Source organism: Paenarthrobacter sp. NPDC089322 (genome assembly GCF_040684895.1).
GTDB lineage: Bacteria > Actinomycetota > Actinomycetes > Actinomycetales > Micrococcaceae > Arthrobacter.
Genome location: NZ_JBFBGW010000024.1, coordinates 17,396 through 41,436 on the forward strand (window position 1 = coordinate 17,396; position 24,041 = coordinate 41,436).

The window sequence follows — 24,041 nt, forward strand, 5'->3', positions numbered from 1 at the left end:
GAATGTCTCCTAAGCAACAACAAATGGCGGCGGCTGCTGTAGCCCGCCGCGGAGGAGCAGGAAATGACCCCGGCAGAGAACGGCACCATTATTGGCGACGACGGCCTGGCCCGGCCGCTGTGGGCTTCTTCGGACCCAATGATGCAGGCGTACTACGACCATGAGTGGGGCATGCCGGTCCGCGACGAACAAGGTATGTATGAGCGGATCAGCCTCGAAGCCTTCCAAGCCGGGCTTTCGTGGGCCACCATCCTGAGGAAGCGCGATGCGTTCCGCAAGGCTTTTGTGGACTTTCATCCCGAGAGCGTGGCCGCCTTTACTGAAGCCGACGTTGAGCGACTCATGCTCGACGCAGGCATCGTACGGAATCGCCTGAAGATCCACGCCGCCATTACCAACGCCAAGGCAACCATCGCTCTGCGCGAGGAAGGCGGCCTTGTAGATTTCGTCTGGTCGTTCCAACCGAAAACCACTCCGGCGCCGCGGACACTCTCGGACATCCCCACAACTTCTCCGGAATCGATCGCGCTATCCAAGGCGCTCCGGAAGAAGGGCTTCGCCTTCGTAGGGCCAACCACGATGTACGCCCTCATGGAAGCTGTGGGAATCATCGATACGCACCTCATCGACAGCCACCGGCGTGGATCCTCCGGTGTGTGGGCCTAGCCAGGGGCAAGTCCAGCCGATCCCGGCATGGCAGATCCAGAACCCGACAAAAAGTGCCTCGTCTGGTCACACCGCTTGTCCACAGAAGTGTGCAAGTTTATCCACAGGTGGGGAAAAACTCTGTGGACATCCATGCTTTTGAACCGCTGATAGCTGCCAGCAAGCGGATCTGAACCGATAGCCGTACTTGAACAGAGTTATGCCCACTGTGTATTTCGCTGTGGATAGTGTTCCCCTCTTCACGGAAAATTCATCCTGGGGGCATTGCAGGCTTTACTAACGCAGCAGCCTTCTTCCACTTGGGCCGGCCAAGGAGCCTCATGCGTTCCAAGCACAGTTACCCACTTAACAACATCCCCCACCCACACGTTATCCACAAATGGGGACAACGTGTGGGTTTCTGGTCGCGAAGCCTTGAGAACTCGGGGATGTGGGTGCCTTAGAGAGACTGAACTACACCAATGTAAGTTATTAACAGTGTGGATAAGGCTGTTGATACGGGGATAACTTTCCCTGGATTAACAGGGTTATCCACATTGACCGGCTTAGAGGCCCAGTTGTCCACTTAACCCCAAGTAAAGGTGACAAGGTTATCCACAGGTGGGGAAAAATCCATGCTGTTCGGGGGATATCTCCCGCTCTAAGCGGCCCGCCGCTGGGCATCCAGTGTTAACTACACGGATGTAAGTTACGCACACTGTGGATAAGGGTTGTGGATAACGCTCGGCCTCGGGGGATAGGGGAGTAGGAAGCATGATGGGTGCACATGAGAAGGTCGACTTCAAAAAGACGATCCGCACATACAAAGCCTCACAGGGAGCCTTTTCGTTGGAAAGCGTCCCCGCGATGCAGTTCCTTATGATCGACGGCCATGGCGACCCCAACACTTCACAGGCCTACAAGGATGCACTAAGCACCATCTACCCGGTGGCGTACGGGCTGAAGTTCTTCAGCAAGAAGGAACTCGGGCGCGACTACGCTGTCATGCCCTTGGAGGCTCTCTGGTGGGCCGAAGACATGGACTCTTTCACGAGTTCCAGGGACAAGTCCCGCTGGGACTGGACGGTCATGAACATGGTTCCTGACTGGATTACGCAGGAACACCTGGCACTGGTAAGCCAAGCCGCCGGGAAGAAGGGCGGAGCTCCTGCACTCGATGCCCTCCGCATGGAGATCCTGGATGAAGGACTCTGCGTCCAGACACTCCACATCGGGCCCTACGACGATGAGGGGCCCTTACTGGAAGAGATGCACCACAAATTTGTTCCACAGAACTCCTTGGTGATGACAGGCAAACACCACGAGATCTATCTAAGCGATGCCCGACGTACAGCACCGGAAAAGCTCAAGACCATCCTGCGGCAGCCGGTAACGCGCCAATAAACGAGCGGCCCATCCCAACTAAGTCGCAATAGAGCGCGTTTAGAGCGCTCTAAACGCGCTTAACTGCGACTCAGTTGGGTTCGGGTGGACGCTAGTTGGGTTGGGGTGGACGCTAGCCAGCACTGATGCGGAACCAGGTGACCACAGCGAGCAGGCCTGCCACGAGGATGAGCCCGCCGGTCTGCAGGAGGGCTTGGTTCTTTCCACGGGGGGCATACGCAATTGCCGCAGCGGCGAGGCCGCCGGTAATCAAGCCACCCAAATGTGCTTGCCAGGCAATGCTGGGTATGAAGAAGCCGATGGCCCCGTTGATGGCGATCAGGACCCAGAGTTGCTTGGTCTCGCCGCCACGGTGGCGCTGAACCACCAGCATGGCCCCGAACAACCCAAAGATCGCGCCGGATGCGCCGACCACGCCAACACGGGCATCCATGGGGGTCAGGAGCAGAAAACCGATTGAGCCGCCGATGGCCGACAACAAATAAACGGCGAGGAAGCGGATGCGCCCCAACAAGGGTTCAAGTGCCTGCCCAAAGATCCACAGGGTGTACATGTTCAAAACAATGTGGAGCAGGAAGCCCTGCGAATGCAGGAAAGCTGCTGTGAGGAAGCGCCACGGTTCCGCAGCGGCGGCCCTGTTGGCGAACGCGAATTCCTGGAAAACCATGTCCCGTGGCAGAAGCCATTGAAGGACGAAAACCACCAGGCAAAGCCCGATGATCACGTACGTCACCAAAGGCCGGCCCACGGCCAAGGCACCGCCGTACGGGGACTTGTAGGCCGGCGTCGTACGCTTTTGTTCATTGACGCAGTCAATGCATTGGAACCCGACGGCGGCCGCCCGCTGGCATTCGGGGCACGCAGGGCGCCCACAGCGCTGGCACCGCACGTAAGAGGGCCTGTCCGGGTGCCGGGGGCACACCGGGATGTCAGCAGACGGCTCAGCCGACGGGATTCCGTAACTCATGAATGCAGGTTAGAGCTGTTCGATGTCGATGCTGTTGATGACGACGTCCTCAACAGGGCGGTCGCCCATTCCGGTGCGTACGGCCTCGATGGAGTCCACTACCTTGCGGGATTCTTCGTCGGTGACCTCACCGAAGATGCTGTGCTTGCCGAACAGCCAGTCGGTGTTGACCGTGGTGATGAAGAACTGTGACCCGTTGGTGCCCTTGCCCATCTGGATGCCGGCGTTCGCCATGGCCAGCTTGTACGGAGCGTTGAAGGTCAGCTCCGGGTGGATTTCGTCGTCGAACTTGTAGCCCGGTCCGCCAACGCCGCGGCCCAGGGGATCGCCGCCCTGGATCATGAAGTCCTTGATGATGCGGTGGAAGATGGTGCCGTTGTACAGCGGAGTGCCGGTCTTGTCTTCGCCGGTCTCCGGGTGCGTCCAGGACTTTTCTCCCGTGGCCAAACCAATGAAGTTGGCGACCGTCTTGGGGGCGTGGTTGCCGAAGAGGTCAACCTTAATGTCGCCGAGGCTCGTGTGAATGGTTGCTTTTGCGGTTGCGATGGTCATGGGCCCATTCTTTCATGCAGGGTCAACGCCAACAGGGCTGGAAAGCCGGTTCCGCGCTCGGTGAAATCCGGGAAGAATCGTGAAGATGAATAGCCCGCGTTCCACAAGCCACGTAGGCTAGCAACAAACGAGCATGTGTATCGGGAGGTAGTTGTGAAGAAATCAGACCGTATTGCCCGCGACCTTGAACACTCCGTAGTGGTCGGTGTGGATAACGCCCGCGACTGGGCTGCACCCCGTGTGGAAGCAGCCGTCAACTGGGCAGTTCCGCGCATTCAGCACGGCATTGACACCGCTTCCCCCAAGATCCAAGAGGGGCTGAAGACGGCTGCCCACAACCTCGCAGACGGCGTGGCAGTTGTTACGCCGCGGATCCAGGATGGCCTGGCGCATCTGGCGCCCAGGATCCACGACGCCGTAGAGGACGCAACGCCCAAGATCCAGGACGCGCTCAACAAGGCCACTCCCGCACTGGGACACGCCCGGGACAAAGTGGTGGTGGAATACCTGCCCAAGTTGTCCGAACAATTGGGCCAGGCTTCCGTTGCCGTTCACCATGTCCTCGAGAATGCGCCCGCCCAGGTGGACGCCGTAGCCCAGAAGCTGGTGGATTCTGGCGTTGTCCACAGCGTTCAGGAGCAGGCTCAGGCCACAGGCAAGCACATCAAGGCCGTAGCGGATGAGGCCGGCAAGGCTGTCTCCCAGGAACTGTCCAAGCAGCATAAGCCCAAGAAGCGTGGCCTGCTGATCGTCACAGTTATCGCCGCTGCGGTTGCTGCAGGCGTAGCTGCCTGGAAGGCCTCCAAGCCGGTGGAGGATCCGTGGAAGACTCCTTCCCCTGTCACCCCGACGCCCTCGCCGGTTCCGGCCACGTCCGACACAGCAGCTTCGGCAACCGCTGCCGCAACGACGTCCACCGCCGCATCCGAAACCAAGGCTTCGGACCTCACCCCCGAGGAAGCCGCGGCGGAAGTGGAGCAGGCAACCAAGGACGCTTTTGCAAACGTCGACAAGGACGCCTCGGCAGAAGCCGAGCAGGCTACCAAGGATGCCTTTGCGAACGTCGACAAGGACGACGACAAGGGCTTGGGTTCGAAGGGCTCCAGCCTCTAATCGATAGACAGCAACTAAGCGGCCAGCGTTAAGTCGGCCGCTGATGATCTGAAGGGACCCCTGGCAACGCCAGGGGTCCCTTCAGTGTTTGTCACCCCGTAACCCGATGCTCAGCCGGGCGCACACAGGCGAGTGTTAGATTTGAAGTGATGTCAGCTGATAGACCCCTTGCGGGTGCCCTCAAGGACGCTCCGGAACCCCCGGAGGTCTCGATCGTCATCCCGGCGTATAACGAGGAAAGCGTCATTCGCCAGTGCCTCATCGCGGCCATTTACCAGTCAGTTCCGGCCAACGAAATCATCGTGGTGGACAACCTCTCCACCGACCGCACCGCGAGGATCGTGCGGCAGATGCAGCAGGAATACCCTGAGAGCCCCATCATCCTGTTGCGCCAGGACACAGTCCAAGGGCTCATTCCCACCCGGAACTTCGGCCTGAACAGCGCGACGTCGGAGATCATCGGACGCATCGACGCCGACTCCGTCCTGGAACCCGACTGGGTTGAGCAGGTCCAGAAAGCCTTCATGGATCCGTACGTGCAGGCGGCTACGGGTCCCGTGGTCTATTACGACATGCCCATGCGTCGGTTCGGACTCAAGGCCGACGACAAAATGCGTCAGCTCATGCTTCGCCTGGCAAAGCACCAGTATCACTTTCTGTTCGGCTCGAACATGGCCCTGCGCCGCAGCGCTTGGGAGACCATCCGGGATGAAGCGTGCCTGGACGAGAAAGACGAGATGCACGAGGACATCGATCTGTCCCTGCACTTGGCTGAACATGACCTCCACGTCCAGTACTGCCCCCAGATGGTGTCCGGCATGTCAGCCCGGCGGCTCGAGGATTCACCGCGGGATTACCGCTACTACGTCACGCGTTTTGACCGCACCTACAAGGCCCACAACGTCAAGAAAATGGCACTCAAAGCACCTATGGTGGTGTTCTTTTCGGTCTATTTCCCGGCCAAGCTGCTGCGCGCCATCCACACGGCCAACTCGGCCCAGGGAGTCCGCCGCGGCGGCCAGTAGCGGTTGAATTTACGACGGCGGCAGTTCAGTCAGTGCCCCATTCGGCTTCGCGCCGCTCTGCTTCGGCCTTGCCGCGCCGTTGGCCACTGACAACCACCGCAAGCCCAACAAGGATCAGCGCCAACCCTGCGTAGGTCCCCGCCGGAAGTGTCTCGTTCAGAAAAACAGCGGCCAGGATCGCGGCGCCGGGTATCTCCAGCAGGATGATCATCGAAACAAGCAACGGGCTCATCGTGGCAAGCAAGTGGTTGAAGGCCGTATGACCCACCAACTGCGCACAAACGGTGATGGCAATAATCCCAAGCCAGCCTCCGGCGTCGAACCCTGTCAGAGGCTGGCCGCCCAACAAAGCCAGCACCGCCACGATAGCCGCGCATATCCCGTAACAAAGCGTGGTGTAGGTCCCGGTTCCCATCGACTGGCGGGCTTTGCCGCCGGCCAGCGTATAAAGCCCGGCCAGGGCGCCGCCGGCAAGTGCAAGGACATCGCCCAGCAGCGCCTCCGGTGACGATCCCATGTCGAAGCCGGTGATGGCCACGACACCGCCGAACGCGATCCCCAGGCCGACTAGGACCGGCCAGCGGTGCCGGGTGCCGCGGAAAAGCTGGAAGACAGCGATCCATGCCGATTGCAGGCACACCAGCGCCGTGGCGGCGGCCACCGACGTCAGCTGCAGTGCGGTGATGAAACAGGCGAAGTGAAATGCGAGTGCAACGGCGGCGACCGCGGACCAAGAGAGTTCCCGGCGCGTGATCTTTCGGAACTGCCTGGGTTCCCGGATCGCCACGGGGGCAGCCATGACCAGGGCGGCAATCGCGTTCCGCCAAAAGGCGATCGCCAACGCCGTCACTGAGGTAGCGCCGAGTGTGCCGGCGATCAGCGGGCCGGAGGAAGCGACGCCGAGGACCCCGAGGGCGGAGATGAGGAAGTTCACGGATCAACCTTAGTTTGGTGAGGCATCTATCCTGCCCCTATCTGCCACGCGGACAGTGTGATTGTCTTGACACAAGGTTCCAGTCAGCCGGAGACGGCATACCCAAGGGGATACCCGATTGAACAAGGCACCGGTCGGCTTTGGCACCAAACGGAAGTGGCCTCTCCTGCTGCTCGCCGCGGCCGGAGTGCTGGCCGCTGCTCTGGTGGTGACCGGGTGGTTCGTCTCAAGAGGCGGAAACGGTGATCCCGATCCGGGGAAGGGCGGCGTTTCACAGATCTTTCCCACTCCGCAGCACGCTCGCGCAGGATCCGGCGGCCCCGTACCGTTGAATGGCCTTGTCTACATAGTGGCTTCACCCGGAACTGACCAGGCATCAATCGCCGACGCCCAGGACCTCGTGGCAAGTGCCGGAGGCAGGACCGAGATGGTGGCTGCCTTGGACAACCCCGCAGCGGGGTCGGCGGCCCTCTATCTGGGAACCGCAGGCGATTCAACGGTTGACACAGTGCTGAAGGACATCGGCAAGGACCACGCCGAACAGAACCTGGAAGCACTCGGACGCGCTGAAGGCTACGCGATCGCGACGGGACAGTCATCAGGGATCCCGATGGCGGTACTCGCCGGACGCGACGCTGACGGTCTCTTCCACGCCGTCCAGACACTCCGCCAACTGCTCAAGGACGGTGCAGTTGCGGCCGTGAGTGTCAGCGATTGGCCACTGATGGAGACTCGTGGCGTGATCGAGGGCTTCTACGGCACGCCTTGGTCCCATCAAGCGCGCCTGGATGTCATCGAGTTCGCCGGGCGTCAGAAGATGAACACGTACATCTACTCGCCCAAGGACGATCCGTTGCTGAGGGACAAGTGGCGGGAGCTTTACAGCGACCAGGAGCTCGCCGAACTTCAGGAGCTGATCGACACCGCGGCAGCCAACCACGTCCGCTTCAGCTACGCCCTGTCGCCTGGCATCGACATCTGCTACTCGCGGGAGGCGGACCTCGAGGATGCGTTGGCCAAACTTGAATCCCTGTATTCGCTGGGCGTGCGATCCTTCGTGATTCCGCTCGATGACATAGCCACCAAGGTCCAGTGTGCCGACGATGTTCGGGAGTTCGGATCGGGTCAGGCGAATCTGGCCAAAGCACAGGCTTCGTTCCTCAACGATGTGAATGACCGCTTCATTTCCACGAAGGAAGGAATCCAACCCCTCGAAACAGTACCCACGTTCTACAACGGCTCCGCGAGCAATCCTTACAAGCGGGAACTCGGAGAGGCGTTGAACCCTGAAATCGTGGTGCAGTGGACCGGCGAAGAAGTAGTATCCCACCGGATCACGCAGGACTCCGCAGCAACTGCAAGTCGCACGTACGGAAAACCCGGCTCGGAACGGGACATCGTCATCTGGGACAACTATCCGGTCAACGATTTCTCCCAGGACCATTTGTTCATGGCGCCTGTCATCGGGAGGGACGCCGGCCTCCACCAAGCCGTACGGGGTATTGTTACCAATCCCATGATCGAGCCCTACCTCTCCCTGCCCGCGATCTTCAACTATGCGGATCTCGCATGGAACGGCCCGGCCTACGATCCCGGGAAATCCATGGACGCCGCCCTGCAGCAGATTGCGGGGCCGGATCCGGAGGTCCTGGCAGCAGTCAAGGCCTTCGTGGACCTCAACCAAGACTGGCAGGACGACCCCCTCACACCGTCCGCTCCCGCCTTGCGGAACGACATCAACCGTTTCTGGGCAGATTACGACGCCGGCAAGTCACCTTCGGGTGGCTTGAAGGCCCGCGCTGAGCTGCTACAGCGGCTGCCGGAACTCCTACCCCGGGTGGCGGTCCCGGGCTTCGCGGCAGACGCGACTCACTGGTCCACGGCGGCGGCGGAATATGGGCGGGGCGTGGAAGAGGCCTTAGTCATGCTCGAGGCTGCCAAGCGAGGTGACACGGCGGTCGTTGCCGAGGCACGCCGGAATGTCCAGAGTTCTCTGACGGCCGCCAGCGCGAAGACGCAACCCACGCTCGAACTCGGGGTTGTGACACCCGTACTGGGGGACTCTGAACTGAAGACGTTCTTGGAACAGGCTCTCCAGAAGACCCCACCCAACTAGGTCGCATTTGTGCGCGTTATGAGCTCTCTAAACGGGCACAAATGCGACTCAGATGGGTTGCGGAAAGCAAAAAGTCCCGGTCATTACTGACCGGGACTTTCCTTATGGTGGAGGCACGGGGACTCGAACCCCGAACCCCCTGCTTGCAAAGCAGGTGCGCTACCAATTGCGCCATGCCCCCATAAGAAGCAACCCGTCAATCATACCCCATGTCAGAACCGGTTTTTACCAGTTCCGGACCGGGCTCCTTCGCTAGTCAACCTTGTCGGTGGACTTGCTCCAGACATCCTTCCGGGCTTCGGATTCCTGGGCCTTTTTGTAGACCAGGACACCTGCGACCGCAGCTGCTACTACTACCAGCAACTTCTTCACAAGCACCTCATTCCGTTCAGTTTCACCTGAACCTGCTAGGTTCCGTGGGCGTACCAGGACTTGAACCTGGGACCTCTTCGTTATCAGCGAAGCGCTCTAACCGCCTGAGCTATACGCCCCGATGCCTCATCGGGCCGAGATATGACTGTACAGCACATCCCGGCCCGATCTCAAATCGAGGCTCTTACACGGTCGATCCGAACCATTTTCCGGCGTAAATCCGCGGTTTTTTGCTAGTCGTCCGTGAGGGTGACGCCGATGCCGCCAACCAACGTTGCCGAAATGTTATACAGCACGGCAGAGAGCATGGAGAGCGCAGTCAGCAGGACCACATTCACCACGGCAATGATGGTGGCGAAAGAAGCCACCTGACCCAGCGAAGCGAACTTCTTCAGTTCAAATCCACCGCCTTCGGACCCCGCCAGGGTTCCGAGCAGGCTATCGACCTGGTTGAAGATGCCTGTGAGATCAAGCACAGTCCACAGCACAATGGCGGCGACCACCGTAACGATGCCCAGCGCAACGGACAGCAGGAACGCCATCTTCAGCACCGACCATGGGTCAACCTTGCTGACCAGGAGACGGGCGCGGCGCACTTTCGCTTTGGGGGCCGGCTTGACCAAGCCCGGGCCGCCCTGCGCCGGACGCTGACCGGGTGCGCCCGCGGGACGCTGTCCCGGTTGTGCGGGCCGCTGACCGGGAGCACCGGCAGGGCGTTGTCCGGTCGAAGCGGGCCGCTGGCCGGGAGCGCCTGCCGGGCGGCCGGGTGATCCGGCACCTGCTGCGCCCGCTCCGGGCCGCTGCTGTGGCCGCGCCGGCGTTCCTGCCTGCGCGGTGCCCGAGGGCTGCCGGAGCCCGCCTGTGCTCGGCTTGGGATATGAGTCCGAATTACTCACTCGTTACCTCCGGTGTTGTCTTCGTTCAGCTCCGCGCCCGTGTCTGAATCCGGGTCTGCGTCGTTTTCCGTTTCTGACGTGACGGTCGCTTCAGCAGCGCCGTCTTCTGCAGCCAACGTTACGTCATCGTTCAGCCCGTCCTCGGGCTCTTCGCCTTCCAAACCGCGTTCACTGTTGCGTGCAACCTCGATAATGCGGTCGTTCTTGTCCGGCTTGGCGAAGATCACGCCCATGGTGTCACGGCCCTTCGCAGGGACGCCACTGACGGCGGAGCGGACAACCTTGCCGCCCTCCATGACCACCAGTACTTCGTCCTCTTCCTGCACGATCAAGGCGCCCACAAGGTCACCCCGGTCTTCGGCAAGCTTGGCGACCTTGATGCCCAAACCACCACGGCCTTGCAGGCGGTACTCGTCCACGGCGGTGCGCTTGGCGTAGCCGCCCTCGGTCACCACGAAAACGAAGGAACCGTCCTGAACAACGTCCGCAGCCAACAATTCGTCATCTTCACGGAACTTCATACCTGTTACGCCGGACGTAGCACGTCCCATGGGGCGCAATGCGTCGTCAGTTGCCGTGAAGCGGATGGACTGTCCCTTGCGGGAAACCAGCAGCAAGTCATCTGTTTCGCTGACAAGCTGCGCAGAGACGAGCTCGTCCTCGTCACGAAGGTTGATGGCGATGACGCCGGCAGACCGGTTGGTGTCATAGTCCTCGAGTCTCGTCTTCTTGACCAGGCCGTTCTTCGTGGCAAGAACCAGATAGGGTGCCTGCTGGTAGTCACGAAGGTCCAGCACCTGGGCAATATGCTCGTCCGGCTGGAAGGCAAGGAGGTTGGCCACATGCTGGCCCTTGGCATCGCGGCCGGCTTCAGCCAGTTCATAGGCCTTGGCACGGTAAACGCGGCCAAGGTTGGTGAAGAACAACAGCCAGTGATGGGTAGTGGTCACGAAGAAGTGCTCCACGACATCGTCACCGCGAAGCTGGGCTCCCTTGATGCCCTTGCCACCGCGCTGCTGTGAGCGGTAGTTGTCGCTGCGCGTCCGCTTGACGTAACCGCCCCGCGTGATTGTGACCACCATTTCCTCTTCGGGAATCAGGTCTTCCACGGACATGTCGCCGTCGAAGCCCATGAGGATGTGCGTGCGGCGGTCGTCGCCGTGCTTCGCTACGATTTCCGCGAGCTCTTCGCTGATGATCTGGCGCTGGCGTTCCTCCGAGGCGAGGATCGCGTTGTACTCGTCGATCATCGCTTCGAGTTCGGCGTGGCGGTCCTGGATCTTCTGGCGTTCCAGTGCAGCGAGCCGGCGCAGCTGCATGTCCAAAATGGCCCGGGCCTGGAGCTCGTCGATCTCCAGGAGTTCCATCAATCCCTCACGGGCGGCTTCCGTCGTGTTCGAGGCACGGATGAGGGCGATAACCTCGTCCAGCATGTCCAGCGCCTTGAGGAGCGCGCGCAGGATGTGCGCTTCTTCCTCGGCCTTGCGCAAGCGGTAACGCGTCCGGCGGGCAATGACGTCCATCTGGTGGCTCACCCAGTGCCGGATGAAGGCGTCGAGGCTCAAGGTGCGGGGAACACCGTCCACAATGGCGAGCATGTTAGCCGAGAAGTTGTCCTGCAGCTGCGTGTGCTTGTACAGGTTGTTCAAGACCACCTTTGCCACGGCATCGCGCTTAAGGACGATCACCAGTCGCTGTCCGGTACGGCCGGAAGTTTCATCGCGCAGGTCCGCGATGCCTTGGATCTTGCCGTCCTTCACGAGTTCGGCGATCTTGATGGCGAGGTTGTCCGGGTTGGCCTGGTACGGCAGCTCGGTGACAACCAGGCACGTGCGGCCCTGGAGTTCCTCAACGTTGACCACTGCGCGCATAGTGATGGAACCGCGGCCCGTGCGGTACGCATCCTCGATGCCCTTATGGCCGAGGATGGTGGCCCCGGTCGGGAAGTCCGGTCCCTTGATCCGCTGAAGGAGCGCCTCAAGCAGCTCCTCCCGCGAAGCCGTGGGGTTCTCGAGTGCCCACTGCACGCCGTCGGCAACTTCGCGCAGGTTGTGGGGCGGGATATTGGTGGCCATGCCCACTGCGATGCCCGAAGAACCGTTGACAAGCAAGTTGGGGAAGCGCGCCGGCAGGATGGTCGGTTCCTGGTTCTTGCCGTCGTAGTTGTCCTGGAAATCGACCGTTTCCTCGTCGATGTCCCGGACCATCTCCATGGCCAACTGGGCCATCTTGGTTTCCGTGTAACGCGGAGCGGCGGCACCGTCGTTACCGGGCGAGCCGAAGTTGCCTTGGCCCAGAGCGAGCGGGTAGCGCATGGTCCAGTCCTGGATCAGACGGACCAAGGCATCGTAGATGGCCATGTCGCCATGCGGGTGGTAGGTACCCATGACGTCGCCCACGACGCGTGCGCACTTGTTGAAAGAGCGGTCGGGCCGGTATCCGCCGTCGAACATGGCGTAGAGAACGCGCCGGTGTACCGGCTTCAAGCCGTCACGTACATCCGGGAGTGCACGGCCGACGATGACGGCCATCGCGTAGTCGAGGTAGGACCGCTGCATCTCGGTCTGCAAGTCCACCTGCTCGACGCGGTCGGTCAGCAGATCGCCCTCAAGCACAACGTCTTCGGCGTCGGTAGGTTCCGCCGGGACTTCGGGAGTTTCGTCACTCATAATCTAAGTTTTCCGTTTCAGGTATATGTCGGTTCTGGAATACTTCGGTGCTCTTTTGAAGCCCCTAGATATCGAGGAACCTGACGTCCTTGGCGTTCTGCTGGATGAAGTTTCGGCGTGATTCAACGTCCTCGCCCATCAAGACCGAGAAGGTCTGATCGGCAGCGAGAGCGTCGTCCATGGTGACCTGCAACAGCGTGCGCCGGTCCGGGTCCATGGTGGTGTCCCACAACTCGGTGTAGTCCATCTCGCCAAGGCCCTTATAGCGCTGGATGCCGTTGTCCTTGGGGAGCCGCTTGTTCAGGGCTGCACCCTTGCGGATGGTTTCGTCGCGTTCGCGGTCGCTGAAGACGTAATCGTGAGCGGCGTTGGACCACTTGATTCGGTACAGCGGGGGCTGCGCCAGGTACACGTATCCGTTTTCGATCAACGGCCGCATGTAGCGGAACAGCAGCGTCATCAACAGCGTGGTGATGTGCTGGCCGTCAACATCGGCATCCGCCATGAGGACGATCTTGTGGTAGCGCAGCTTGGCGATATCGAAGTCTTCACCGATGCCGGTACCGAATGCCGTGATCATCGACTGGACTTCGGCGTTGCCCAGAGCCTTGTCCAGGCGGGCCCGCTCCACGTTGAGGATCTTGCCTCGCAGCGGCAGGATCGCCTGCGTCTCGGGATTGCGGCCACGCTTGGCCGAACCACCTGCGGAGTCACCCTCCACAAGGTAGACCTCGCAGCGCGAGGGATCCTTGGACGAGCAATCGGACAGCTTGCCGGGCATTCCGAAGGATTCCAGCGGGCTCTTGCGTCGTGCATTATCGCGGGCCTTCCGCGCAGCCATCCGGGCCTGTGCTGCCTGAATGGCCTTGCGGATGACGTCGCGGGCCGGGCCGGGATTGCGTTCGAGCCAGTCGCCGAGCTGGTCTGTGACCACTCGCTGTACAAAGCCCTTGACCTCGGAGTTACCCAACTTGGTCTTGGTCTGGCCCTCGAACTGCGGTTCTGAAAGCTTGACCGAGATGACGGCGGTCAGACCTTCACGGATGTCATCACCCGTGAGGTTGTCTTCCTTCTCCTTGATGATGCTCTTCTCCCGCGCGTAGCGGTTGATGAGCGAGGTCATCGCAGCGCGGAAGCCTTCTTCGTGCGTACCGCCCTCATGGGTGTTGATGGTGTTTGCGTACGTGTGGACACTTTCGGAATAGGCGGTGGTCCACTGCATGGCGACCTCGACGGCGATGTGCCGCTCCGTGTCTTCGGTTTCGAAAGCGATGACGTCCTCGTGGACGATCTCCACCTTCTTGCTGGAGTTCAAATGCTTCACGTAGTCCAGGAGGCCGTCCGGGTATTCGTACACAACGGTGCGGTGCTCCGCGGCGACTTCACCTTCGGTCGCTATGGCATCCAGGTCCAGGTCGTCGTCGCCGTCGCGGGCAACGGGACGCTCGTCCGTCAAGGTGATCTTGAGGCCCTTGTTGAGAAAGGCCATTTGCTGGAAGCGGGCACGGAGCGTTTCGAAATCGAACTCGGTGGTTTCGAAGATGGTGCCGTCCGGGTAGAACGTCTGCGACGTGCCGGTTTCGTCGGTGGCTTCGCCCTTGACCAGTTCGCCCTGCGGCTTGCCGCCGTCGGCGAATGACATCCGCCAAACGTGGCCCTGCCGCCGGACCTCGGTGTCCACCCGACGGGACAGTGCGTTAACCACGGAAATACCTACGCCGTGAAGGCCGCCGGAGACGGCATAGCCGCCGCCCCCGAACTTGCCGCCGGCGTGCAGGATGGTCATGACCACTTCAACAGTAGGTTTGCCCTCGGAGGGGTGGATATCCACGGGGATACCGCGGCCGTCATCCACCACGCGAACACCGCCATCAGCGCGAAGCGTGACCTCGATGTGGCTGCAGTAACCAGCCAATGCCTCATCGACAGAGTTATCCACCACTTCATAAACCAGGTGATGCAGGCCGCGGGGTCCGGTGGAACCGATGTACATACCGGGACGTTTCCGGACAGCTTCAAGGCCTTCAAGGACAGTGATGTCACTGGCGCCGTATTCCCTTGGCGTCGCCGAAGGCGTGTCGGGCTGGGGAACAGTCTCCTCTTCGGGCTCTACTGCCAAGGTCTCTGCATTGTCGTTAGCCACAGGCGCTTTCGACTCCTCTGTACTCGATGACGGTCGTATCCGAATCCGACCGCAGCGAACTACGGCCGGAAATGGGCACGTGACTGATTGCGCCGTCTACTCGGCGAGGGGTCCCCGGAAGGCACGACAGTGTATCCGGGACACCTACGACGTTTCACCGGCGCTCAGTGATCTACCGCAATTCTATCGTGGAAACGCGGCAATCCTTGCCAACACGGGGACAGCGGGGAGCTGAATGTGCCCGTAGGAGGCCGCTGGTCCCATCTGAAACGGCCCTGCGGTGGTCCCGATGGGGGCCTATACGGCTCGGGGGCGTTGAATCGCCCTGCACGCCGTTCAGCCGTATGTGTCCCTCGGGCCACGACCGTTGACGCTGCGTCCGCCTTTTCGCCAATTCGGCGCGGAAGGACCGAGCACCTGAATACTGGTAACGACGCCCTCGCCGAGTTCGTTCCGGAACTTCTCCAGCAGGCTCGTGCTCAGCAACCGCAACTGGGTCGCCCACGCGGTCGAGTCGCAGCGAACCTGCAAGGTGGTGTCGGTGAAGCTCTCCGGCGTGCAGTGTGCAGAGATTTCCGGACCCACCAGGGCATCCCATTCAGCCATGACGGATCCAACGGCAACAGGGGATGTCCAGCCTCGTTCTGCCACGAGCCGCCCAACCACTTTGCCCAAGCCCAGGGGGTCGCGGCCGCTTCCGTGGAATTGGCTGAAGCCCTTTGTGTCCCGCAGGCCGTTCCGCTTGGGGGCGGACCCTGGCCGCGGTGCCCGTTGCCGCACTTCGCCGCGCGCTGCCGCGGCCTCGCGCATACGGTTCAAGGCAGCTTGTGCGGCGTCGATCTCGTCCGGCTCGCGGCCGGGCTGAAGTTCGCTGCGGTTATCCTTCGCCATCGATGCCTCCCGGAACAACGTTGACGCGCCGTCCGGCCAGCTCCTCTGGAATATCGGCATCGACGGCGGCTGTCACCAGCACCTGTTCGGCACCGGCCACTATCGCAGCCAGTCTACGCCGCCGCTGGACATCAAGTTCGGCGAAAACGTCGTCCAGGATGAGGATCGGTGCAGTACCACCGGTGCGGGCGTCATCCAACATGACGTAGTACGAGGCCAGCCGGAGGGATAAACACATGGACCACGTTTCACCGTGGGACGCGTAGCCTTTTGCCGGTGCCTGGCCCAGCACCAATTCCAACTCGTCACGGTGCGGCCCCACCAGCGAAATGCCCCGCTCCAGTTCCTTCTTTCGCGAGGCTGCAAACGCCTGGACATACCGTTCGGTGAGTTGCTCCACGGACAGCAGCCGCAGGTCCTCGTTCGACGCCGGAGGTTCAGTCGTGCGGTCGGCCGGACCGCCGTCGTCGTCAAGTACGCCCTGGATAGTGGAGCGGTAAACCGCGCCGGCGTCCTTGGAACCGTCCGTAAGCTGGGCATAGGCACTGTTCAAGTGCGGGCGGAGTCGCTCCACGAGTTCCAGGCGTGCGTGCAGGAGTTCGGCGCCGGCCTTGGCCATGTGCTGGTCCCACACATCCAGCGTGGCTTCATGTCCTGCGGTAAATTTGCCGGTCCGCGCGGATTTCAGCAGGGCGTTCCGCTGTTTCAGGACGCGGTCGTAGTCGCTTCGAGTGGCGGCATGCCGGGGAACCAGGCTCACCAGGAGTTCGTCCAGGAAGCGTCGGCGGTTGGAGGGATCGCCCTTAACGAGTGCCAGATCCTCGGGGGCGAACAGGACTGTTTGGCATATGCCCAGGATGTCGCGGGCCCGCACGGGGTTGCCACGGTTGATGCGGCCCCGGTTGGCCCGGCCGGCGTTGATTTCCAGTTCGATGATGCTGGACTGCTCACCCCGGACCAACCGCGCCCGGATCAGCGCGCGCTCCGTTCCGAACCGGAGCAAGGGCGCGTCCGTGCTGACGCGGTGGGAACTCAGAGTGGCCAGATAGCCGATGGCTTCCATGAGGTTTGTCTTGCCGATTCCGTTGGAACCAACCAGGACAGTCACACCGGGGCCAAGTTTCAGGTCGACCTGGGCGTAGCTGCGGAAATCCGTCAGGGAAAGATGTTCGAGGTACACGCCGTCAGCGAGGCTTCCGAAACTTAGTTGGCTGGACGCGTGGCATGCCCGCCGAACTGGTGCCGCAGTGCGGAAACCATCCTCATGGCCGGCGAGTTGTCCTCGCGTGAAGCGAAGCGCGCAAAGAGCGCAGCAGTGATGGCGGGGGCGGGCACTGCGTTGGCGATTGCTTCTTCAACAGTCCAACGGCCCTCGCCGGAGTCTTCAACGTAATCGTCGATCGATGCCAGGCCAGGATCTTCGTCAAGTGCCTTGACCATGAGGTCCAGGAGCCAGGAACGGACAACGGTCCCTTTCTGCCATGCACGGAAAGTGCCGGGAAGGTCCTTCACGATGTCTTTGGCTGCCAGCAGTTCGTAGCCTTCGGCGTAGGCCTGCATCAGGCCGTATTCGATGCCGTTGTGCACCATCTTGGCGTAGTGGCCGGCTCCAACTCCGCCAACATGGACGAAGCTGTCAGCCCGCTCGCCTTCGGGACGCAGTGCATCGAAGACGGGCATGGCACGGTGGATGTCCTCTTCCGAACCACCAGCCATCAGTCCGTAGCCGTTTTGTAGTCCCCAGACGCCGCCCGATACGCCGCAATCGGCAAAGCTGATGCCCTTTGCGGTGAGTGCAGCAGCGTGCTTCTGGTCCTCGGTGAATCGTGAGTTGCCGCCGTCGATCACCAAGTCTCCCGCGCTCAGCTTGTCGCCGAGTTCCGTGACCACTGCATCGGTGATCGCACCGGAGGGAACCATGACCCAGACGAGGCGCGGAGCCGGGAGTGCCGCGATGAGTTCATCCACCGAGGCGACGTCGGAAACATCAGGATTGCGGTCGAATCCTGTGACCTCGATGCCACCCTTCCGCATGCGTTCGCGCATGTTGAAGCCCATTTTTCCGAGACCGATCAGTCCGATGTGCACGCTGTGAACTCTTTTCTGCGAAGGGTAACGGGGTTGGAAGCCGAACTGACTCGCATTTCCAGGTTGTCCTGGGTTTCCAGGACAACCACTTGCCAGCTAGTTGGGAAGGCGGACGGGCATCACGAGGTAGCGGTAGTCGTCCTGGTCTTCACCATCGGCTTCAGCCTGGGCCGTGATCATGGCCGGCTTGGGAGCACTGGTGAAGGAGAAGCGAACAAACTTTGTTTCGATGACGCTCAAACCCTCAACGAGATAATGCGGGTTGAAGGCAACGGTGATGTCATCGCCGGAGAGTTGGGCTTCGAGTTCTTCGGAGGCTTGCGCATCCTCGCCGGTGCCGGCGTCCAAGTTCAGCAGGCCTTGTGTGAAGGCAAGGCGGACGGGGGTGTTTCGTTCAGCTACGAGCGACACACGACGGACTGCTTCAACGAGTTCCTGGGTTTGGACTGTTGCGTGGATGGGCGTGGAATCCGGGAAGAGCGAACGGATCTTGGGGTAATCACCATCCACCAGCAAGGACGTTGTAGTGCGCCCGCCGCTTTCGAAGCCGATGAGGCGGCTGTCGTCATCCGCCAAGGCGAGGTTGATGTCGCCGCTGCCACCGAGGGTCTTGGCTACCTCGTTGAGGGTTTTCGACTTCACCAATGCACTGGTCGAAATGCCCGGAGTGACTGGCTTCCAGGGGACTTCGCGCATGGCAAGGCGGTACCGGTCCGTTGCGAGGAGGGTGATCATGTCATCCTCGATCTCCATGCGGACGCCGGTGAGGATCGGCAAGGTGTCATCCTTGCTCGCAGCGATGATCACCTGCGACACAGCCTGCGCGAAAGAGTCTCCGGGCAACGTTCCGCTGATGGCCGGTAGCGCCGGCAAGGCAGGGTATTCGGACTCAGGCATGGTTGCCAGATGGAAACTGCTTCGGCGGCAGGTAAGGGTCACTTTGCTGCCATCGGTCTCTACTTCTACGGGAGCCGAAGGCAGGCTTCGGCAAATATCAGCCAGGAGACGCCCGGAAACAAGGATGGTGCCTTCTGTGGCGATGTCTGCCGGGATTTCGAGGCGGGCCGAAGTCTCATAGTCAAAGCTGGAGAGGCTTACGGTTCCTGCCTCGGCTTTGAGGAGGAGACCGGATAGCACAGGCACGGGCGGCCGCGGAGACAACGACCGCGCGGTCCATGTAACGGCTTCTGCCAGGACGTCGCGGTCGACTCTGAACTTCACGGAAGGGTGCCGCCTTTCATTGCTGCTGCCAAGTTGTAGCTGCGGATTTCCTGCTGGGCATCCGCCAAATCGTCGCGATCCGGATCGGAACCTGCATGGTTCGCACTCAGCGAACTACAAACAGACCCAGGGATGGGAGCGCTGCTGACAGCTTAGCCGGAAGATCTGCGATTAACCCATCCCCGGGGGCAGCGACCTCCCGTATGTGGACAGCCGGCAGGCTGGCCCAGGCTTGGCCGGAGGCCGGCCGGGTGTGCGGGAGAACGAGATTGTTATTTGAGGGATTTCAATTTTTTGGGATTCGTAGTGTTAATAAGTGCTGTGGAAACTGTGGATAAGTGACTCTGACCGCGCGGTTCCGCGGTTAAGCCCTGTTCAAGGAGTGTGCGTTAACTGGGTTTTAAACAGGGTGTGGATGGGGACAACTCCAGGACCCGTTTTTAACGATCCACAGACGCCTTAAGGGTTTTAAGCCCATTAAGCGCGCTTGTCCCCTTAAGAATCCACAGGGTTATCCACACGCTCCTGTTAATAAGGTAAGGAGTGCGGCGCGCGATGTGGATTCAGGAGTCCCGTTGCTGCTGCTTGATGCGGTTGGTCAGTTCCGTGACCTGGTTGTAGATCACACGGCGTTCAGCCATCAGCTCGCGGATCTTCCGGTCTGCGTGGATGACGGTGGTGTGGTCGCGGCCGCCCAGCTCCTGGCCGATCTTCGGAAGGGACATGTCCGTCAGCTCGCGGCAGAGGTACATGGCGATCTGGCGGGCAGTCACCAGGGTGCGCGTGCGGGACTTGCTGCAGAGCTCTTCCATGCTGAGCTTGAAGTAGTCGGCAGTCTGGTCCAGGATCTGCTTGGCCGTGATCTCCTGGGCGCCGTCGTCCGTAATGAGGTCCTTGAGGACCATCTCCGCGAGGGCTACATCCACTGGCTGGCGATTGAGGCTCGCAAAGGCAGTAACGCGGATCAGGGCGCCCTCCAGCTCACGGATGTTGCTCGAAATCTTGGAAGCGATGTACTCCAGGGCGTCGTCCGGCGCGGAAAGTCCCTCGCTGATGCCCTTCTTGCGAAGGATCGCGATGCGGGTTTCCAATTCCGGCGGCTGGATGTCCGTCAGCAGGCCCCACTCGAAGCGGGAAGTCATGCGGTCCTCAAAGCCGGCGAGCATCTTGGGAGGCTGGTCCGAGGTGATGACTACCTGCTTGTTGGCATTGTGGAGGGCGTTGAACGTGTGGAAGAACTCCTCCTGCGTCCGGTCCTTGCCGGCCAGGAATTGGATGTCATCGATCAGCAGCACATCGACGTTGCGGTACGTGGTCTTGAAGCTGGTGCCCTCGTCGTCGCGGATGGAGTTGATGAAGTCGTTGGTGAACTCTTCCGAGTTGACGTAGCGGACTCGGATTCCGCTGTAGAGCCTGCGGGCGTAGTGGCCGATCGCGTGCAGCAGGTGGGTCTTGCCGAGTCCGGAGTCGCCGTAGATGAACAGCGGGTTGTAGGCCTTGGCGGGAGCTTCGGCCACAGCAACAGCCGCCGCGTGAGCAAAACGGTTGGAAGAGCCGATCACGAAGGTGTCGAAGATGTATTTCGGGTTGAGCCGGCCGAACTCATGCGAGGTGCTGGGCGGAGTGGGCTGCGGCTTCGGTTCAGCGGCCAGGTCCGGAAGGGCGGAAAGCTCGACGGCGGGTTCCGGCTCCTCGTGCAGGGGCACCAGATCAGTGTCGACATCGATCGCGCAGCGGATGTCATCCGAGAAAACGCTGCGGAGGGCGTCGTCCAAGGCATCCTTTACCTGCGTCTGGAGGACTTCACGGGTGAGCTCGTTCGGGACGGCCACCAGGAGGGTTGACCCGATGAGCCCTTGGGCTTGGGCAAGGATGACGAAGCCGCGCTGACGGGGGGTGACCCGGTCGTCCTGTTCCAAGAGGCTCAGCACCCGGCGCCAGGAACTTCCGACAGTATTGGCGTGGTTGGCTTCGTCTACTGTCATCAATCAGGTTCCTAAATACTTGCTTGCCGGCATTGCTGGCAGCCGAAGTGTCTCCGACTGGGCGTTGCTCCGGTGTTATTCCACAGGGTTATGCACAGCGGGTGGACAATGGGCTACTGAGCCACTCTAGGGGATGATTTCCCCAGAAGATAGCTGGGAAGTTGCTTGTGGATAATTACACGGTTGTTGTTCTGGATCCGGGGTTGTGAGCCACTTCATCCACAGGCTGAAAGCCTTGGTTGGGCACAGTTGTGGATAGCTTCCTGGAGGGCTTCCGGTTTGACTGAGGGCTGCTTTTTGCCCTAACGTTGTGAAGTCCTTTGTGTCCGCTTTTGCGATCAGTTGCACCTCCGCACGTTCATCGTGCGGGCAGCAGCGGCGGCAGGCACATACAAAACTTAGCGTCGGCCAGTTCTTCCCCTTTTGATCGGGTGGGCGCACCTTTGATCCACTGGAGTAACTAACGTGAGCAAGCGGACTTTTCAGCCGAATAACCGCCGTCGGGCCAAGAAGCACGGCTTCCGCCTTCGTATGCGCACCCGTGCCGGCCGCGCCATCCTGGCTGCCCGTCGCGGCAAGGGCCGCGTCGAGCTGTCGGCCTAAATAACTGACTTGTCGGTCAGAGTCCTATTGCAGGTTCGCCGGTGCTAGCCACCTCCAACCGTCTCCGGACGTCTACCGACTTTTCAACAACTGTACGTTCCGGCGTCCGCAATGGACGCCGGAACTTAGTGTTATATACGGCCCCTATCGGGGCCGGGGAGCCGAGTCGAATCGGCTTCATTGTCTCCAAAGCCGTCGGGAACGCCGTGACCAGGAACCTCGTTAAGAGGAGACTGAGAGAAGCAGGTGCACTGTCCTTGCGAACGCATGGGACAGGCCTGGCGGTTGTGGTGCGGGCATTGCCTGCAGCTGCATCGGCCAGCTGGGAGCAACTGCTGTCCGACTACAACGCCGCATTGGCAGTGACGACGAAGCGACTGGGTGGCCCAGCTCCACTCGCTGCTTCGCCGAACCACAACGGCACCACAACGGAAGGGACACCGCGTGCGTGACATAAGCACCGACGTCGTTCCTTCCTCCGGCGTACCCGCAGGCGACCTTCCGGTCGGTAGTCTGCCGGCAGCCGTGGGCAAATTCGTGTGGGACCTGCCGCGCAACGTCCTCATTATTTTGTTAAAGGCCTACCGGAAAGTCGTTTCGCCCTTGTACGGCCAGGTATGCCGTTTCTTTCCGTCCTGCTCGGCCTACGCCTTGGAAGCGGTGACGGTGCATGGCGCCGTGAAGGGTAGCTGGCTCGCAGCCAAGAGGCTCGCCAGATGCCATCCTTGGAATGCCGGTGGAGTGGACCATGTCCCCGCCGGCCATCGTCATTGGCCCGAGGGCCGGACGCCCACAATTGTTGTACTGAACAATCCGGACAAGTTCCTGGCTGCTCAGGCTGATGAAGAAGGCCGCCCGGCGGCCTGACGAATAGGGATATCGTATGGACTTCTTTGAAACGATCATGTTTCCGTTCCAGTGGTTGGTGTCAATCATCATGGTTGGCTTCCACGAGGGACTGAGCTTCATTGGCATGCCCGCTGCCAGCGGCTGGACCTGGACCCTGTCCATCATCGGCCTGGTGCTGGTGATCCGTGCCGCCCTGATCCCTGTCTTCGTCAAGCAGATCAAGGCCCAGCGAGGCATGCAGTTGCTGCAGCCCGACCTGAAGAAGCTGCAGACCAAGTACAAGGGCAAGACCGATCAGCTCTCCCGGCAGGCCATGGCGCAGGAGCAAATGGCCCTGTACAAGAAGCACGGTACCAACCCGTTCTCCGCCTGTTTGCCGATGCTCATCCAGATGCCGTTCTTCTTCGCACTGTTCCAGGTGCTTTCCGGTATCACCACGAAGGCAAAGGCTGGCGAAGGCATCGGGGCCATGAGCCACGAGCAAGTGGTGCAGTTCGACGAGTCGAGCATCTTCGGCGCACCCCTCTCGGCCTCCCTGCTCCACGGTGACCCGAACGGCGGCAACAGTGCCGTGGCTGTCTGGGTGCTCAGCATCATCATGATCCTGGCCATGACTGCGTCGCAGTTCATCACGCAGAAGCAGATCATGGCTAAGAACATGTCCGAGGAAGCCCTCGCAAGCCCGTTCATGCGCCAGCAGAAGATGATGCTCTACATCCTGCCGCTCGTGTTCGGTATCGGTGGCATCAACTTCCCGATCGGTGTCCTCATCTACTGGACCACCACCAACCTCTGGACCATGGGCCAGCAGTTCTTCGTTATCCGCCGCATGCCCACCCCGGGTTCCCCCGCCGCAAAGGCTCTGGAGGAGCGCCGTGCCGCCAAGGGCCTGCCGCCGCTGCTCGGGGGTAAGAAGAACGCAGAGGCTGAGGCAGAAGCTGCCGCTGCGGCAGCTGCCGCCGAAGTCAGGGCCCAGCGCGTCCAGCCACAACGTAAGAACAGGAAGAAGAAGTAATGTCTGCAGAGAGCACCGAGGAAGTAACCGCCGCCGTGGCTGAAGACCAGGACGACGCTCAGGAAGAGACGCTGTCCAAGACGGCGAGCCGCCTGGAAGAGGAAGGCGACATTGCCGCCGATTACCTCGAGGAACTTCTTGATATCGCGGACATCGACGGCGACATCGACATCGAGGTCCGTAACGGCCGCACCTACATTTCCATCGGCGCCGATGAAGAGTCAGATGCGCTGAACAGCCTTGTGGGCCGCGACGGTGAAGTCCTTGAAGCCCTGCAGGAACTTGCCCGCCTATCCGTTCTTTCCGCCACGGAGAACCGGTCACGCTTGGTTCTGGACATCAATGGTTACCGCAAGGAACGTGCCGGGGTTCTTCAAAAGATTGCCGAAGACGCCGTGGCCAAGGTCAAGGAGACAGGCGGAACCATCGCACTTGAGCCGATGAGCGCTTACGAGCGCAAGATCGTCCACGACGCCGTCGCTGACCTTGGGTTCGTGTCCGAGTCGGAGGGCGAAGGGTCCGGCCGCCACATCGTCGTTTCAGCTGACTAACG

General features: G+C 61.0%; 22 protein-coding genes and 2 tRNA genes. 10 read left to right on the top strand and 14 right to left on the bottom strand.

What is annotated here, in order from left to right:
* Nucleotides 1-63 precede the first annotated feature (63 nt).
* Nucleotides 64-666 carry a DNA-3-methyladenine glycosylase I gene (locus tag AB0N65_RS18715; protein WP_364165129.1) on the top strand — a complete coding sequence of 201 codons (603 nt, stop codon included), beginning with the start codon at nt 64-66 and terminating at the stop codon, nt 664-666.
* A 753-nt stretch (nt 667-1,419) separates the two neighbouring features.
* Nucleotides 1,420-2,049, top strand: coding sequence for a GyrI-like domain-containing protein (locus AB0N65_RS18720; RefSeq protein ID WP_364165132.1), 630 nt, complete (start codon nt 1,420-1,422; stop codon nt 2,047-2,049).
* Between the two features lie 112 nt (nt 2,050-2,161).
* Here the strand turns inward: AB0N65_RS18720 and AB0N65_RS18725 are convergent, their stop codons facing one another.
* Nucleotides 2,162-3,016 carry a rhomboid family intramembrane serine protease gene (locus AB0N65_RS18725; protein ID WP_364165135.1) on the bottom strand — a complete coding sequence of 285 codons (855 nt, stop codon included), beginning with the start codon at nt 3,014-3,016 and terminating at the stop codon, nt 2,162-2,164.
* 9 nt (nt 3,017-3,025) lie between these two features.
* Nucleotides 3,026-3,568 (bottom strand): peptidylprolyl isomerase, encoded by a 543-nt coding sequence (locus tag AB0N65_RS18730; protein WP_364165138.1) that lies wholly within the window; start codon nt 3,566-3,568, stop codon nt 3,026-3,028.
* Nucleotides 3,569-3,721: 153 nt separating this feature from the next.
* Between AB0N65_RS18730 and AB0N65_RS18735 the strand changes: the two genes are divergently transcribed.
* Nucleotides 3,722-4,681 carry a hypothetical protein gene (locus tag AB0N65_RS18735; RefSeq protein ID WP_364165141.1) on the top strand — a complete coding sequence of 320 codons (960 nt, stop codon included), beginning with the start codon at nt 3,722-3,724 and terminating at the stop codon, nt 4,679-4,681.
* Between the two features lie 149 nt (nt 4,682-4,830).
* Nucleotides 4,831-5,706, top strand: a complete 876-nt coding sequence (locus tag AB0N65_RS18740; protein WP_364165144.1) for a glycosyltransferase family 2 protein — start codon at nt 4,831-4,833, stop codon at nt 5,704-5,706.
* A gap of 25 nt (nt 5,707-5,731) precedes the next feature.
* Here the strand turns inward: AB0N65_RS18740 and AB0N65_RS18745 are convergent, their stop codons facing one another.
* Entirely contained in the window at nt 5,732-6,640 is a 909-nt protein-coding gene (locus tag AB0N65_RS18745; RefSeq protein ID WP_364165147.1) for a DMT family transporter, read from the bottom strand.
* Between the two features lie 118 nt (nt 6,641-6,758).
* Between AB0N65_RS18745 and AB0N65_RS18750 the strand changes: the two genes are divergently transcribed.
* Nucleotides 6,759-8,756, top strand: coding sequence for a beta-N-acetylglucosaminidase domain-containing protein (locus AB0N65_RS18750; RefSeq protein ID WP_364165150.1), 1,998 nt, complete (start codon nt 6,759-6,761; stop codon nt 8,754-8,756).
* A 105-nt stretch (nt 8,757-8,861) separates the two neighbouring features.
* On the opposite strand, the gene AB0N65_RS18755 is transcribed toward AB0N65_RS18750, so the two are convergent.
* The 11 genes from AB0N65_RS18755 to dnaA all read right to left on the bottom strand — a co-directional run bounded on the left by AB0N65_RS18755 (nt 8,862) and on the right by dnaA (nt 21,021).
* Nucleotides 8,862-8,937: transfer RNA gene (locus tag AB0N65_RS18755), tRNA-Ala, on the bottom strand.
* A gap of 71 nt (nt 8,938-9,008) precedes the next feature.
* The gene (locus AB0N65_RS18760; RefSeq protein ID WP_310208192.1) at nt 9,009-9,128 is read right to left on the bottom strand and encodes a DLW-39 family protein; all 120 of its coding nucleotides are present in this window, start codon (nt 9,126-9,128) and stop codon (nt 9,009-9,011) included.
* Nucleotides 9,129-9,173: 45 nt separating this feature from the next.
* Nucleotides 9,174-9,247: transfer RNA gene (locus tag AB0N65_RS18765), tRNA-Ile, on the bottom strand.
* Between the two features lie 114 nt (nt 9,248-9,361).
* Nucleotides 9,362-10,024 carry a DUF3566 domain-containing protein gene (locus AB0N65_RS18770; RefSeq protein WP_364165154.1) on the bottom strand — a complete coding sequence of 221 codons (663 nt, stop codon included), beginning with the start codon at nt 10,022-10,024 and terminating at the stop codon, nt 9,362-9,364.
* Nucleotides 10,021-12,693, bottom strand: coding sequence for a DNA gyrase subunit A (gene gyrA / locus AB0N65_RS18775; RefSeq protein ID WP_364165157.1), 2,673 nt, complete (start codon nt 12,691-12,693; stop codon nt 10,021-10,023). Before gyrA ends, AB0N65_RS18770 begins: the two co-directional genes overlap by 4 nt.
* A 64-nt stretch (nt 12,694-12,757) precedes the next feature.
* Complete coding sequence (gene gyrB, locus AB0N65_RS18780) at nt 12,758-14,836, bottom strand: DNA topoisomerase (ATP-hydrolyzing) subunit B (protein WP_364165160.1); 2,079 nt, start codon at nt 14,834-14,836, stop codon at nt 12,758-12,760.
* 336 nt (nt 14,837-15,172) lie between these two features.
* Nucleotides 15,173-15,727 carry a DciA family protein gene (locus tag AB0N65_RS18785; protein WP_364165163.1) on the bottom strand — a complete coding sequence of 185 codons (555 nt, stop codon included), beginning with the start codon at nt 15,725-15,727 and terminating at the stop codon, nt 15,173-15,175.
* The gene (gene recF, locus AB0N65_RS18790) at nt 15,714-16,907 is read right to left on the bottom strand and encodes a DNA replication/repair protein RecF (RefSeq protein WP_364165166.1); all 1,194 of its coding nucleotides are present in this window, start codon (nt 16,905-16,907) and stop codon (nt 15,714-15,716) included. The genes AB0N65_RS18785 and recF overlap by 14 nt, the downstream gene beginning before the upstream one ends.
* Before the next feature lie 23 nt (nt 16,908-16,930).
* Entirely contained in the window at nt 16,931-17,815 is an 885-nt protein-coding gene (gene gnd, locus AB0N65_RS18795) for a phosphogluconate dehydrogenase (NAD(+)-dependent, decarboxylating) (RefSeq protein ID WP_364165168.1), read from the bottom strand.
* 96 nt (nt 17,816-17,911) lie between these two features.
* Nucleotides 17,912-19,036 (bottom strand): DNA polymerase III subunit beta, encoded by a 1,125-nt coding sequence (gene dnaN / locus AB0N65_RS18800; protein ID WP_364165171.1) that lies wholly within the window; start codon nt 19,034-19,036, stop codon nt 17,912-17,914.
* Between the two features lie 563 nt (nt 19,037-19,599).
* Entirely contained in the window at nt 19,600-21,021 is a 1,422-nt protein-coding gene (gene dnaA / locus AB0N65_RS18805; protein ID WP_364165173.1) for a chromosomal replication initiator protein DnaA, read from the bottom strand.
* A gap of 465 nt (nt 21,022-21,486) precedes the next feature.
* Between dnaA and rpmH the strand changes: the two genes are divergently transcribed.
* The 5 genes from rpmH (at nt 21,487) to AB0N65_RS18830 (ending at nt 24,039) form a co-directional block, all read left to right on the top strand.
* Entirely contained in the window at nt 21,487-21,624 is a 138-nt protein-coding gene (rpmH, locus tag AB0N65_RS18810) for a 50S ribosomal protein L34 (protein ID WP_011776797.1), read from the top strand.
* Between the two features lie 41 nt (nt 21,625-21,665).
* Nucleotides 21,666-22,076, top strand: coding sequence for a ribonuclease P protein component (gene rnpA, locus AB0N65_RS18815; RefSeq protein ID WP_364165176.1), 411 nt, complete (start codon nt 21,666-21,668; stop codon nt 22,074-22,076).
* Nucleotides 22,077-22,137: 61 nt separating this feature from the next.
* Nucleotides 22,138-22,491, top strand: a complete 354-nt coding sequence (yidD, locus tag AB0N65_RS18820) for a membrane protein insertion efficiency factor YidD (RefSeq protein WP_364165223.1) — start codon at nt 22,138-22,140, stop codon at nt 22,489-22,491.
* 16 nt (nt 22,492-22,507) lie between these two features.
* Entirely contained in the window at nt 22,508-23,488 is a 981-nt protein-coding gene (yidC, locus tag AB0N65_RS18825; RefSeq protein WP_364165179.1) for a membrane protein insertase YidC, read from the top strand.
* Entirely contained in the window at nt 23,488-24,039 is a 552-nt protein-coding gene (locus AB0N65_RS18830; protein ID WP_364165181.1) for a R3H domain-containing nucleic acid-binding protein, read from the top strand. Before yidC ends, AB0N65_RS18830 begins: the two co-directional genes overlap by 1 nt.
* The last annotated feature ends 2 nt before the right edge of the window (nt 24,040-24,041 follow it).